General features: G+C 31.7%; 9 protein-coding genes. All 9 read left to right on the forward strand.

What is annotated here, in order from left to right; translation table 11 throughout:
• Positions 1-141 precede the first annotated feature (141 nt).
• The 9 genes from B5X62_RS00890 (at position 142) to B5X62_RS00930 (ending at position 14,413) form a co-directional block, all read left to right on the forward strand.
• Positions 142-1,113, forward strand: a complete 972-nt coding sequence (locus B5X62_RS00890) for a toprim domain-containing protein (RefSeq protein ID WP_079665506.1) — start codon at positions 142-144, stop codon at positions 1,111-1,113.
• 283 nt (positions 1,114-1,396) lie between these two features.
• Positions 1,397-1,870, forward strand: coding sequence for a special sigma factor (locus tag B5X62_RS00895; RefSeq protein WP_079665931.1), 474 nt, complete (start codon positions 1,397-1,399; stop codon positions 1,868-1,870).
• Positions 1,863-2,774 carry a relaxase/mobilization nuclease domain-containing protein gene (locus tag B5X62_RS00900; RefSeq protein WP_079665507.1) on the forward strand — a complete coding sequence of 304 codons (912 nt, stop codon included), beginning with the start codon at positions 1,863-1,865 and terminating at the stop codon, positions 2,772-2,774. The genes B5X62_RS00895 and B5X62_RS00900 overlap by 8 nt, the downstream gene beginning before the upstream one ends.
• 1 nt (position 2,775) lies before the next feature.
• Positions 2,776-3,375 (forward strand): hypothetical protein, encoded by a 600-nt coding sequence (locus B5X62_RS00905; protein WP_079665508.1) that lies wholly within the window; start codon positions 2,776-2,778, stop codon positions 3,373-3,375.
• A 161-nt stretch (positions 3,376-3,536) separates the two neighbouring features.
• Positions 3,537-3,743 (forward strand): helix-turn-helix transcriptional regulator, encoded by a 207-nt coding sequence (locus B5X62_RS00910; protein ID WP_212648984.1) that lies wholly within the window; start codon positions 3,537-3,539, stop codon positions 3,741-3,743.
• Position 3,744: 1 nt separating this feature from the next.
• On the forward strand, positions 3,745-7,077 hold the full coding sequence (locus tag B5X62_RS00915) for a helicase-related protein (protein WP_079665509.1): 3,333 nt from the start codon (positions 3,745-3,747) through the stop codon (positions 7,075-7,077).
• A gap of 3 nt (positions 7,078-7,080) precedes the next feature.
• Positions 7,081-10,611 (forward strand): Eco57I restriction-modification methylase domain-containing protein, encoded by a 3,531-nt coding sequence (locus B5X62_RS00920; RefSeq protein ID WP_079665510.1) that lies wholly within the window; start codon positions 7,081-7,083, stop codon positions 10,609-10,611.
• Position 10,612: 1 nt separating this feature from the next.
• Entirely contained in the window at positions 10,613-12,616 is a 2,004-nt protein-coding gene (locus tag B5X62_RS00925) for an ATP-binding protein (protein WP_079665511.1), read from the forward strand.
• Between the two features lie 18 nt (positions 12,617-12,634).
• Positions 12,635-14,413, forward strand: a complete 1,779-nt coding sequence (locus B5X62_RS00930) for a DUF262 domain-containing protein (protein WP_079665512.1) — start codon at positions 12,635-12,637, stop codon at positions 14,411-14,413.
• Positions 14,414-14,428: the final 15 nt, after the last annotated feature.

Genomic DNA, 14,428 nt, shown 5'->3' on the forward strand with positions numbered 1-14,428 from the left:
CAGGTAGAAAGGTAAGTCAAGGTAAGTCAACCAAATCACTCTTAACACTTTCTGCAAAAGGCTTAGGTAAGAAGGTCGGTAAAAACACCAAAAAACTTTATAAAACAAAACACAAAACGCACAACACAAAAACCCAAAATTATGAATTGTAAACAGGCAAACGAAAATATCAGCATCAGGGAAATCTTGGAGAGCTTTTCTCTTTTCCCGAGCAAAGACAACCGAAGAACCGCTTTTTATCTTGCCTTTGACCGAGAAGAAAAAACGCCAAGTCTTTCGGTGAATTATGAAAAGAACACTGCTTTCGATTTTGGGACAGGAATGAAATACGATAATGTTTCCTTGGTTCAAGGAATTAAGAAATGCTCAGTTTCCGAAGCATTGGAATATCTGAAAAGATTTGATTATTCAATTCCGAATAAGCAGATAATTGAAACTGATAATTTCAAACCAAAATCAGTTTACGAGATTTTAGAAATCAAGGAAGTAGAACATCCAAGTTTGATTGAATATCTAAAATCCCGAAAACTCAATTCCCTGAAATCCGAACTCAAAGAAATTCATTACGAACTCAACGGAAAAAAGTATTTCGGTTTGGGATTCAAAAATGATTCTGACGGATATGAAATCAGGAATCCATACATCAAACTTTGTTTGGGTAAAAAAGACCTCACTTCGATAAAAAATCACTCCAAAATTTTAAGAATTTTTGAAGGATTTGCAGATTATATATCGTTCAAAATTTTGGAAAAATCACTCGAAAAAGAACCTTCGGATTACATCATTTTAAATTCGGTTTCGATGATTTCAAAAGTCAAGAATCAACTTGAAAATTATCAAAGTGTTGAACTGTTTTTGGACAATGACAGGACAGGAGATTCTGTCACCAAAATTCTCAAAAAGCAAAACTCCAATGTTTTAGATGAGCGGATTTTATTCAAAAACCACAAAGACTTAAATGAGTTTTTAATCAATGGGAACCTGCGTAAAACAGATACAGGTACCATGCTCAATATCGATACAGGTATAAAAGAAACAGACCTGCGTAAAATAGATACAGATATCGAAAGTGAAGACCTGGGTAAAATAACTCCACGCAAAATCGGCAGATAGTTAGTGCAAAAAGTACCCAATGTTTACAATAAGCGCATCCGCTCATCGTAAAATTGGAACATTTTGGTTTTCTCCTATCGTCGAAAACTATAAAACAGAACGCTGATTTAGGAAAAAAAATCAGACAAAATTCAGAGAAAAATTCAGAGGAAAATGCAGTAAATATTTAAAGAAAATGCATCTAAAATCCGAAGAAAATTTCTGTCGAAAATCAAACAGAGTTCAAAAAATATTAATGGCAAAAAATGGAAATTTTTGCTTCAGAAAAGAAAAAAAAATTCAAATGGAAAATAATCAATTAAGACAATTTGCGGAACAAATTTTCAACGAACAGGAAAAGAAAATTGCACAAGAAAAACGAAGAAATTACTTCAAAGAAATCGGCAGAAAAGGAGGTTTAAAAAAGAAGACTTCCAATCAATTTACGAAAGTGATTTCTACGAGATTGACGCAGAAAGAATTTGATGAGGCTTCACAACAAGCGAAACGGTACAATATCAAATTTTCAAAATTTACCCGATTAAAAATTACAGATGGAGAACTCAGAATTAATGAATTTAAAGAACATGAAACTTTGCTCGAATATGGAAATAACTTCATCAGAATAAAAAATATGTTTCGGCGCAGTGAGTTTTCACAATTGGATCACACCAAAGTGATTCTAAGAGAAGTTGAAATTGTTACGAAACTGATTTACGATTATCTCTACAATAAAATGAACGCAAGAACGGAAGCGGAATTTCAAGAAGATGAATAACAGTGCAACCACAAGACGAATTTCCAAAATCGCTGTGGAATACAACGGAAACGACAAAGGAACTGCGGAGATGGTTTACGGCAATAATCTTTTGAGCGAGGATCCCGAAATACAATTCAAGGAAATGAAAGCAGTCGCCAACAGAAATAAAAATGTAAAAAATTGGGCATTAACAGGATATATCTCTCCGGAGAAATCTATTGGCGATAAGCTGACAAATGAAGAACTGACTGATTTAGCCTTGAGAGCATTAAAAAAAGTCGGAGTTACGGATGATAATCAAATTCGTTTGGATATTCATTCTTCCACGAAGCAAAAGCACATTCACTTCATTGTAAACCGAGTGAACACTTTTGGCGAGAACACGATTACCGCACACAAAATCGGAGAAAACTTTGGTAAAGCAGTCCGAGAAGTTTGTCAGAAACTGAATCTGAAAACAGATATCGAGATTGGAAAAGAGAAGAAACAGATGATGTATTATGCTTTGACAAACTCTTTGAAATACGCTAAAAACTTCGATGATCTTGTAATGAAAATGCATCTAAAAGGTTATCGAGTAACTCTTTCACAAAATGTGAAAGACGGAATTTCGGGAATGCGGATTGTGCGATATGAAGACATCAACCATCAAACTGAGCGACAATATAAATCGGGCTATAAACTTTCAGAAATTACCAACAAACTGAAAATTGCAGATATCAAGACAACTTTGAATTCCAACTTCGAGAGGGCTGAACATATTCAAACCTTGCTTGAGCAAATGCGAGAAAATGAAGAAACGGAAATTTCAAGAACCAATATCTCCAAAGAGATTGGAAAAACGGTTGATGAGTTTTTAAAACCAACGTACACCGCTCCCGACGATGAATTATTAAAACGAAAAAAACGAAAATTTAGATAAAATGGAACATCAAAACACAGCACCAAACGAACCACAAAACGATATTTATGAACTGCTGAGAAAGGTGGTTGAAACGAATGAAGAAAACATAAAATCCACGAAACAAACTGAATCCGTTCATTTAGAAGCACGTAATTTTTATCAATCTGCACAGAATGCGATTATTGGTTCGACCAATATGATGCAAAAAGCGATGCAGCTTGTTAGAACAGAACTTGAATCTATCATAGGTTTCAAATCCTCAATTCCTGAAAGCATTCCTGCGCATTTGTCGGAAACCACGCTCAGCTTTTTTGAAAAAATTGAAAAACACATCAAATTTATTTTTCCAGGAAGCATCGGTATTTTGTCTTTGGCAGCGATAATCTTGTTCGGGACTGGACATTTTGCTTTCAAATGGTACTCCGAAAGCATCCGCGCCAAAAGTGAAATTCGGCAAGATATTTTGGATGAAATCAAGAGAGATGGAAAAGCGATTTTCGAAATTAAAGACTACGACCAATTGAAGTACAATACAGATTTAATGAACAAATGGATGAAGAAGAATCCGAAAGATGGCGAACGGTTTATGAAATTTAAGGAGGGGTTTGAAAGTAAGTAACTTCGCCAAAGTTTTACTATCTTTACAAAACATTGAGGCGCTGGTAATCTGGCTAAGGATATTGAATGAGGACAAAAGTTCTCATTCTTTTTTATTTTTAACACAAATATTTAATATTCATGCTTCTTTTTTAAATATCTTTACACAAAATGTATATTTCTATGCAGGAAATTCCAATTAATAGACTTAAAGCAGTACTTGCTGAAAAACAAAAAACAGGTAAATGGCTTGCTGATCAATTAAATAAATCAGAAACAACTGTTTCCAGATGGTGTCGAAATGAAATACAACCTTCTATGGAAACCTTGCTTGAAATAGCAAAATTGTTAGATATTGATATTAAAAACCTTTTGAATTCAAGCAAATAATATGAGTTCTAAATTTTTTACAAATAAAGAAAGCAATAGTCTTTTCGAGAAATTCAAAGGTATTTTTGAATATCAAAATGTATCTTGTTTTGATGCTTTGGTAGGTTATTTTAGAGCTTCAGGGTATTTTAAACTAAGACCATTTTTGGAAAAAGTTCCAGAAATTAGAATCTTGGTTGGAATTAATGCAGACTCATTAATAGCTGAAGCAAAGAGAAAAGGACAATTATATTTAGAAAATCCTGAAAAGACTAAAGAAGAATACCTCAATTTTGTTGCGAAAGATATTGAGAGCGCATCTTATGATTCTGAAACTGAAAAAAGCATATTGCAATTCATTGGCGATATCATTTCTGGTAAAGTTCAAATTAGAGCTTACGGACAAAAAAATCTACACGCAAAAATTTACATTTTCAGACCAAAACCATTTAATCAACACACTTTAGCTAGCGTAATTACTGGCTCGTCTAACTTGACTGATTCAGGATTGGGAACTTATGATAATGCCAATTATGAATTTAATGTTCAATTAAATGATTTCCAAGATGTCAAGTTTGCAACCGATGAATTTGAAGATTTGTGGAAAGATGCCACTGATTTAATTCCGGCAGATATTTCAAAACTTAAATCAAAAACTTATTTAGGAGATGAGAAAATAACTCCGCACGATTTATTTTTAAAAATGCTAGTTGAGTACTTTGGCGATTCAGCTATTCGGGATAAAGTTGGTAGCATTTCTTTACCAGATGGTTATACAAATTTGCAATATCAAGCCGATGCAGTAACAGAAGGTTTTCACAAATTATTGAAGCATAACGGCTTTATTCTGGCAGATGTTGTTGGACTAGGAAAAACAATCATTGCTACCAGAATTATCAAAAAATATATTGATAAGAACGGTTACAATACAAAAGTATTGGTTGTTTATCCAAATGCTTTAGAAACAAACTGGAAAACTACAGTTCGTGATTTTGGAATTTCTAATTATGTAGATTTTGTTTCTAATGGAAGTTTGCACAAAATAATTGAAGGTAACAGTATTAATTATCAAAAGCCTGAAGATTATGACTTGATTATTGTCGACGAAGCACATAAATTTAGAACATCAAGTACTACAATGTATGGATTGTTGGAATTAATTTGTAAAACTCCGAGAGCAACTGTTGGTAATGATGTGGATAGAAAAAAGAAAGTTATTCTAATTACTGCAACACCTTTAAATAATAAACCGGAAGACATTGCAAATCAAATTTATTTATTTCAAGATTCGCGTAAATCAACTTTAGAAGGAGTTCCAAACCTGCAAAGCTTTTTCGCGGATAAAATTGAAAAATACAAGAAACTCTATTTGATAAAGGATCACGCAGAACTTGTTAGCAAAGTGCGTGAAATTTATGAACCGATTCGAGAAAAAATATTTTCTGAATTGGTGATTAGGAGAACTAGAGCTGACATTAGAAAAATCGCTCGTTATTATGAAGATGTTATTTCGCAAGGAATGACATTCCCAGATGTTGTTGGACCCAATAAAATTGAATATCAATTTTCCCCTGAACAGGAATTGACATTTTATGACACAATTAATGCAGTTATCGATCAATTAGGTTATTATCGCTATCGTGCTATTGAATTTTTGAATCCAGAACACGCAGAAATTTATGATAATGCACAACTAATTTCATTGCAACTTTCAACCATTATGAAAACCCAATTGGTTAAAAGGTTGGAAAGTAGTTTCAGGGCGTTCAAGAAATCTTTGTATCGATTCTATATTTCAAATCAAAGAATGATTGAAATGTTTGAAAATGATAAAGTTTTTATCGCGCCTGATATTGATGTAAATAAATTTTTGGATGAGGGAAGAGAAGATGAATTGGAAGCAAAGATTGAAGAACTTAATGCTGAATCTCCTAATAATCAAATTTTTAAGGCATCAGATTTCTCTGAAGAATATATTAAGGGTTTATTGAAAGATCAAGAGGTTTTGCTTGAAATTTATGAGCGTTGGGAAAATATTGGAGAAGACCCTAAAACCAAAAAATTTATTGCCGAAATCAAAAAATCTTTTTTTGATAAAAAGAATATCGAAAAGAAATTGGTGATATTTTCTGAAAGTAAAGAAACCGTAGAATACATAGCTGAAGAACTCAAAAACATTGGTAGAGAAGATGTTTTGGCAATTAGTGCATCCAATAGCAAACAAAGATTCGCCACAATCAGAAAAAACTTCGACGCCAATTATCCGGAGAAGCAGGAAGATCAATATAACATCATCATTACAACCGAAGTTTTGGCAGAAGGGATTAACTTACATCGATCTAACATTATTTTGAACTACGATATTCCTTGGAATGCTACCAAACTAATGCAAAGAATTGGTCGTGTAAACAGAATCGGAACCAAAGCCGACAAAATTTATGTGTACAACTTTTTTCCGACTTCTCAATCTAATGATTTGATTAAATTGAATGAAAAAGCATTAAAGAAACTACAAGGTTTCCATTCTGCATTCAGTGAGGATAGTAAAGTTTATAGTGAAGAAGAGCAATTGATTGAAAACACTTTAGGCAATTTACAACCGCAGGAAGAAGTTGATGAAAGATTACAATATCTTGAAATTGTTCGCGAACTTTTTGAAAAAGATTTCCAACAATATCAACGAATTAAGAAATTACCACTCAAAAGCAGGGTTGGTCGATTTGCCAAAATTAAAAGTGATGTAGCCAAAGAAATTATAAGTCAATCACTAGAAAATACTGTGCTTTGCTATTTACGAAACAAGATAAAAGAAGGATTTTATGTCGCCAATGATAAAAACTGCGTTGAAGTTACTTTTTATCAGGCAGTAAAACTTTTTGAAGCCACCAAAATAGAAAAATCAACTGCTGTCTTTGAAAATCATTTTGATGCAGTAAACAATGCTGTGAACCAATTCAAAAAAGTTTACAATACCATTTATACTGTAGAAGATTATGATACTTCCAATCTTTCAGTGTCGGAAAGAAATGCAGTTTTATTTTTAAACAGTTTAAAAGATTTGAAGCGATCTTTCCCTGCTGAATTGTCAGATGAGTTTATTGAAATGATTGATGCATCGCTTCGCATCATTTATATGGGAGTTTTTCGAAAATTCCGAAATGAAATTTCAAATTTAGCTTCAAAACAAAAAAAGAAAAAAATGCCTTTGGAAAAAGTTATTTCAGAAGTCAATCAGATAATGAATCGTTATCCAATTGCTAATATTGCGAGATTAGATGCGTTGAGAGCGGAAGAAGAAAATCAGCCAAAAGTATTTGAAGAACCAAAAATTGTAATCACTGAAACCTTTGCTTAAAAAATGAATAGAGCAGAACTTAAAAATATATTGCAGGAACATTACGATAGAGTTAGATGGAACAAAACCTTGCACTTTCTTTCCGGAAACAGAAATCTATTGCAGTTGTCTTTAGAACCAAAACTTATTGAAATTAATACGACGGAAGCGGATAGAATTGTGAAAACATTTTATCAAGTAGGAACACTAAAAACTTCAGATGGTGTTACACTTCCTGTTTTCGAGATTATTTTGGAAGATAATATCCGTATTGAATATAACAAAGCCGGAGTTAATGATTTTATCAAGAAATACATTATTAAAGATGCAGTAAAAGGAGCATTGGCAACTTTTGCGTATGAAACCGACGAAAGAAAAGAATGGCGTTTTTCATTTATAAGCAAAAATTCTGCGAGTGACTTCTTTGCGGAAGCAGAAGCAGAAGAAACCAACCCTAAAAAATACACCTATATTTTTGGGACACAGGACGAACACAGAACTGCAATTGAAAGACTGTACAATCTGGAACAATCGCGTTTCAGATTGGAAGATTTTTTTGAAGCATTTAATGTTGAACCTGTTTCAAAGAAATTCTTCGATGAGTACAAAAAACTTTATCAGGATTTTTCAGATTATTTGTTAGATGAAAATCGTGGATACATATCCATTTTTGAAAACCAAAAAGATCCGGAGCATAAAACCGAAAAAGAAGCAAGAAACTTTGTTTCCAGATTAATGGGGCGTATTGTTTTTTTATACTTTTTGCAAAAGAAACATTGGTTAGGAGCTTCAAATACAGAATACAAAGACGGAAATCCACATTTTATAAGTGACTTGTTTTTCAATGATGTTGCTAATCAAAATGATTTTTATGAAAAATATCTGTGTCCAATTTTCTTTAATGCTTTAAACACACCCGACAGAAAAAACGATGAGTTTAAATTGGAGAACGGACAGACTGTAAGCATTCCTTTTTTGAATGGTGGTTTGTTTGAAGAAGAACAAGAACCAAATGGACATCGGAATATTCAGTTCAGAAAAGACCTTTTCGAATCCCTTTTTAATTTCTTTAATGGATATAATTTCACGATTTACGAAAACAGTCCAGAAGAACATACGGTTGCGGTAGATCCTGAAATGCTTGGACATATTTTCGAAAACTTAATTGATTATAACAAGGACACAGGAACATTCTATACGCCAAAGGAGATTGTTCAGTATATGACGCAGGAAAGTCTTATCGAGTATCTGAACACGCACTTGGAAAACGAAAGAAAAGAAATTGAAAACTTAGTAAAAAACCAAAGCAGACCATCATTCTCCGATAAGGAATTAGAAAAAATTGAAAATTTGTTGGATGCTGTTAAGATTTGTGATCCCGCAGTTGGTTCTGGTGCTTTTCCGATGGGAATGTTACAGGAAATTTTTAATCTAAAAGCTTTAATCGCTTATGAATTAAAAAAAGAATGGAATCCTGCTGAAGTAAAACAAGAGATTATACAAAGCTCAATTTATGGTGTTGATTTGGATGAAGGTGCAGTAGAAATCGCGCGATTGCGTTTTTGGTTATCATTGGTGGTAGATGAAGGAAAACCCAAACCCTTGCCTAATTTATCCTATAAGATTTTAGTTGGAAATAGTATTGTCGATAAATTTGAACAATTAGCTATAGAAATTGATTGGAGTCTTGATAGTACAAAGAAAGGCCTATTTGCACAAGATATTATAGAAGAAAAAATTAGTTTGCTAAAAGAAATCTCAACAAAACAAAAAGAGTATTTTTTTTCAACAGGAAAAACTAAACATGAAATTCATCAACAAATTTCAGATTTAAAGTTGGAAATTCTTTCAAAGGAATTACAAATAATGATTACTTCGAAAGGAACTGAATATAAGTCGCTGACAAGAAACTCAAAGAAGCAAAATGAATTGTTTGAACAAACTTTAAGATGGAAAGCGGTGTTAGAAAAAATAAATATTTTAAAAAATAATAAAGAAAGTGATTTCTTTCATTTTGATTGGTGTTTAGATTTTCCTGAAGTTTTGAATCCTATACTGGTAGATGAGAGCAAAAGGGGATTTGATATTGTGATTGGAAATCCACCATATATAGAGTTTAAAAATCTTGATAAGAAAATTAAGGCTGAAATTGAAAATAAAGAAATTGGGAAATATGTTACACTTAAAGGAAAGTATGATATCTATATTGCTTTTTACGAATTAGCTTATCGATTAATAAAGAAAAATGCACTATTAACTTATATAACTCCAACCAGATTCTTGAATCGCGATTATGGTAGGGAACTAAGAAATTTCCTACGTCAAAATATGAAGTTTATCGAAATTACAGATTTTGGAGATAAACAAAATTTTGAATCAGCAATTACTTACACTGGTATTTTTATATTAAAAAAGACAGAAGAAAAAGAATATGTTTTCTCGGTACAAAACAGTTTAGATTCAAGTAAAAAATTAAAATTTGATAATGAATATTTGAATGGAAATTCTTGGTATTTCAATGATGAAAAAGTATCAGATATTTTAGATTTAATAAGGAAAGATACTATTCCATTAAAAACATTACTTGATGGTATCTTTCAGGGTGTTGCAACCGGAAAAGATAATGTTTTCATTCTAAACAAGTCTTTCGTAGAAGAACACAAAATAGAGACAGATTATTTAGTTAAATTTCTGAAAGGTAAAGATATATCGCCTTACAAAATTGAATGGAAAGATAATTATTGCATTTACCCTTATGACGATGATGGAAAAGTAATTAGTGAAACTGATTTATCTAAAAATTCTCCAAATCTATACGAATATTTAGTTGAATCTAAGAATCTGTTAAAAGGACGCGGTTATTTTGATAAATCAAATAAATTATGGTTTGAACTGTGGAATCAAAGAAATAAGAAAAAATTTCAGACTTGCAAAATCATTACTTTAGATAATGCTTCGAGAAACTCATTTGCATTCGACGATAAAGGTTTTATGGGAACAACAACAACTTATTCATTAGTTCCCATTATCAATAACACAAAAATAATTCAAGTTCTTCTGGCGATACTAAACTCAAAAGTTCTAGATTATTATCATAAAAAAAATACTATTCCGCAAGCTGGCGGATTTTATAGATATCAAGCTAGTTTTATTGAAAGTTTGCCAATTATTATTGGATTGGAAAAGTATAAGTATATAGGTTATATGGCAGAAATAATCACCGCCTTAAAATCATATTTAAACAATATAAAAATAGGTGAAAATTATAATAATAATCAAATCAGTGACTTTTTCCAAGATGTAATTGACGGATGTGTATTTGACATTTATTTTGACCAAGAAACAACTTCAAATAATATTAGAATTACAGATGCTGTAAATGCCTCAATTGAAAAATATAATATTCATGGAAACTTCAACGATTTAGATGAGATCCAAAAGAAAAATATTATCGTAAAACTATATGAAGAATGGTCAACTGGAATTGTCCAAATAAAGATGGCTGATTACATTACAAAAAGTCCTGATATCCTAAAACCAATCTTACAAAGTTGAAATGGCTAATATCGATAAAATAAGACTTCATAATTTCAAAGCTTTTTACACAGGAAGTGAACCTCAAGAAATATCTTTAAAGGGTAAGAACTTGTTATTGTATGGAGAAAACGGAAGTGGTAAATCTTCTATTTATTGGGCTTTGTACACCCTTTTCCAATCAGAGACCAAAACGCAAGCCGAAATTAGTAAATATTTTTCGCCGATACACGAAGAACAGCTAATTAATTATCATTACTTAAACTCAAGACCAGATTTTACTGTTGATGAAAATGGAAATATTACAAACCCTAATGATATAGGGAAAAATGCTGAAGTAACAGTTGAACTTGAAGATGGTGTCGAAGTAAGGATAGATAAAGATGGCAATTCTGAATCAGTTGCGAATAAAATACAAGATTTACATCGACATAGTGATTTTATAACGCATCGTTTGCTCGTCAATTTTTACAATTTTAGAAACTCAAAGGGGATAAATCTTTGGGAAGTTTTTGTGCGAGATTTTTTTCCATTCCTTATTGAAGATAGAGGGCGTGGACAGAAAACACTATGGCAAAATCTAAAATCTATTGAAGAAAATTTACCATTTAATTTAGATACAGCATCCAAAACTTTTAAAAGATCACGAAGTAAAGTTTGGCAGAGAAATTTTAACGATACAATTCGAAAATTTAATAGTGATGTTGAACATTATATTACAAGGATTAATCTATTATCAAATGATGTTTATAAAGATGTTTTAAAGAATAATGATAATATTGAAATTTTTTTGAAGTATAATCAGCCTTTAAAATATGATCATTATGCAGATAATGTGTACACCAAAGATGGTGTTGATTATACACAAGGTACAGGATATGCAAAACTTAATAATCCTTTCATAAGTTTAGTTATTCGAAGAGTCAATGATGATGGATCATTTTCGGTTGTACATCGTCCTCAAGCTTATTTGAATGAGGCAAAAATTACAATGATTGCATTGTCAATAAGATTCAGTTTACTTCACGATTCAATAAAGCCACCTTATGCAGGACAATTTCTTGCACTTGATGATTTGTTGATAAGTTTGGATATGAGCAATCGTGAAAAGGTTTTGGAAGCAATATTGAATGTTTATGCAAAAAAATATAAAATTTATTTATTTACACACGAAAGAAGTTTCTTTAATCTTGTTAAGAGAAGAATAGATTATGGTGGAAACATTTCGGAATGGGAAATAAGAGAAATTTATCAAATAACAAAAGATGATGGAATTCCCTCGCCAGAAGATTATCCATCCAAAGGTTTTTTTTCTCTCGCATTGCAGCACAAAAATAATAGACCTCCAGATTATCCTGCTTCTATGAACTATCTTAGGAAAGAGCTAGAAGAAATTTTGGTGACTAATCTACCAAAGGAAATTTTTAAAAATGATGATGGAACCAATAAGGATAAATTAAATGATAAGATTATTGCAACAAAAAAGCTTTTTGAAAAATTAAACATAGATCAAAAAGTTGTTAATGAGATTGATGATTTTATTTTTCTCCTTCTTAATCCAATGTCACACAGTGATTTGGAAAGCGAAATATATAAGACAGATATTGAGAAGGTTTTAACTTTAGTTGCTAATTTTAGAAAAGAATGCGAGACTTTAAAGCCACTAATAAAAAGAATTTTGCCCAGAAGCAATAAAATAATAATGGTTATAAACAAGGATATAAATACTGTCAATGAATATGTGGTTACTGTTTCAGAAGATGTTTTTGTTTATCTGAATCCTGATGGTTCAAGAGTATCCTCTCATTCGGAACTAGAGAAAGACTTGATATGTTATGAAGTCAAAAATTCAATTAAAGGAAAAGAGAATAAAATTAGTATAAATGCTAAACAAAAAGAAAATTTGCAAAAGTTTTATGAATATTGCTGTAATAAAGAAAGCGTTGCAATTGATCCAGACTTTCTAAATTTTTATTTTTTGTCAGATAAATCTAAAAATATTAGTCAAATAATAGCCGATTTATAATAATTAAAATAAGTAACTATGGCATACGAAGCACCAATTACCATAAAAAAAGCAATAGAAAATATTCGGAAAAAGCATTATGTTTTGCCGTCAATTCAGCGTGAGTTTGTTTGGGATTCAGAACAAATAGAGCGTCTTTTCGATTCTTTGATGCGGGATTATCCAATAAGCACTTTTCTTTTTTGGAAGGTGGATAAAAACAAAATAAAAGATTTTCAATTCTATGAATTTCTTAAAAATTATCACGAAAAAGATAATAAACACAACCAGAAAGCAGATTTGGTAGGCGATGAAGATGTAATTTCTATTTTGGATGGACAACAAAGAATGACCTCGCTTTATTTAGCACTAAATGGTTCTTATGCGAAGAAAATTCCATATTACAGATGGGACAGTCCACACGCTTTTCCGAAAAAGAAACTTTATCTGAATATTCTGAAGAAATCAGACGATATAGAATTGGAATATGATTTCAGATTTTTAAGCGACAATGAAGCAAAAAATGATGAAAATAATTTTTGGTTTCCTGTATCAAAAGTAATGGATTTTACAGATTCGCCTCAAGTAATGAATTATGTTATTGAGAATGAATTGATGAACACCTCAAAATATACTTCAGAGCAATCATACTTTGCAACAAGCTCTCTAAGTAAACTTCAAAATGCGATTCACCAAAAAGGAAACATCAGTTTTTTCCTTGAAGAAGGCGAAGAATTGGATAAAGTTCTGCAAATTTTTATCAGGATTAATAGTGGCGGAACCAAGCTTAGTTATTCAGATTTATTGCTTTCAATTGCAACTGCACAATGGAAAGAAAAAGATGCAAGAGAAGTGATACACGAATTTGTGGATGAAATAAATGCAATCGGTGAAGGTTTCGCCTTTAATAAAGACTTTGTGCTGAAATCTTGTTTGGTTTTGGCAGATTTCAACGATATCAAATTTAAGGTAGACAATTTCACTAAAGAAAATATGGTTGCCATTGAAAAAAATTGGGACAACATTTCTGAATCTGTGAAAAAGGCAATTGAACTTCTTGCAAAATATGGCTATAACCGAGATAACTTAATCTCATTGAATGCGGTAATACCAATTGCATATTTTATACAGAAGAATAATTTCAACGATTCAATACTTCATTCTTCAGCAAGGGAAAATGACCGAAGAGCAATAAAAGAATGGTTGGCAAGAGTATTATTAAAAGGAACTTTTGGTGGAACTCCTGATGCAATTTATCCTGTAATGAGAAATCTCGTTAATGAGAATTTAGGGAGATTTCCGATCAAAGAAGTTATTGATTATTATCGTGGCAAAAGAAAGTCAATCAGTTTCACGAATGACGATATCGAAAATATTCTCAATTACGATTATGGTTCGGCAAGAACTTACTGTGCATTAACTCTATTATATCCTGCGTTGAACTATTCCTTTAAATATCATCAAGACCATATTCATCCAAAATCTTTCTTTAGTAAAAGGAATCTACAAAATCGAGGAATAGTGGATCCAGATTTATTTATTTTGAAATACAATAAACTTCCGAATCTGCAACTATTACAAACAAATCTGAATCTTGAGAAAAACAGCAAGGAATTTAAAGATTGGCTAAGTTCGGTTTATCCAAACTCTACAGATCAATCGACATATCTATTGCAGAATCATATCGATACCGAAGTTTCTTTGGACTTTGTTGATTTCCATGATTTTTTCGAAAAAAGGAAAACCAAGTTAAAATCGTTACTGAAAGGGGTTTTGAATGTGACGAATGAGGAAGTGGAAGCAATTTCAGAAGAGTGATTTTATCAGCGAATG

The sequence above is a fragment of the Soonwooa buanensis genome (genome assembly GCF_900167905.1).
GTDB lineage: Bacteria > Bacteroidota > Bacteroidia > Flavobacteriales > Weeksellaceae > Soonwooa > Soonwooa buanensis.

What these genes read in the sequence shown, in the direction of transcription:
- B5X62_RS00910 (WP_212648984.1), top strand. Translation starts at nt 3,537, where the DNA reads ATGCAGGAAATTCCAATTAATAGACTTAAAGCAGTACTTGCTGAAAAA.
- B5X62_RS00925 (WP_079665511.1), top strand. Translation starts at nt 10,613, where the DNA reads ATGGCTAATATCGATAAAATAAGACTTCATAATTTCAAAGCTTTTTAC.
- B5X62_RS00890 (WP_079665506.1), top strand. Translation starts at nt 142, where the DNA reads ATGAATTGTAAACAGGCAAACGAAAATATCAGCATCAGGGAAATCTTG.
- B5X62_RS00900 (WP_079665507.1), top strand. Translation starts at nt 1,863, where the DNA reads ATGAATAACAGTGCAACCACAAGACGAATTTCCAAAATCGCTGTGGAA.
- B5X62_RS00915 (WP_079665509.1), top strand. Translation starts at nt 3,745, where the DNA reads ATGAGTTCTAAATTTTTTACAAATAAAGAAAGCAATAGTCTTTTCGAG.
- B5X62_RS00895 (WP_079665931.1), top strand. Translation starts at nt 1,397, where the DNA reads ATGGAAAATAATCAATTAAGACAATTTGCGGAACAAATTTTCAACGAA.
- B5X62_RS00920 (WP_079665510.1), top strand. Translation starts at nt 7,081, where the DNA reads ATGAATAGAGCAGAACTTAAAAATATATTGCAGGAACATTACGATAGA.
- B5X62_RS00930 (WP_079665512.1), top strand. Translation starts at nt 12,635, where the DNA reads ATGGCATACGAAGCACCAATTACCATAAAAAAAGCAATAGAAAATATT.
- B5X62_RS00905 (WP_079665508.1), top strand. Translation starts at nt 2,776, where the DNA reads ATGGAACATCAAAACACAGCACCAAACGAACCACAAAACGATATTTAT.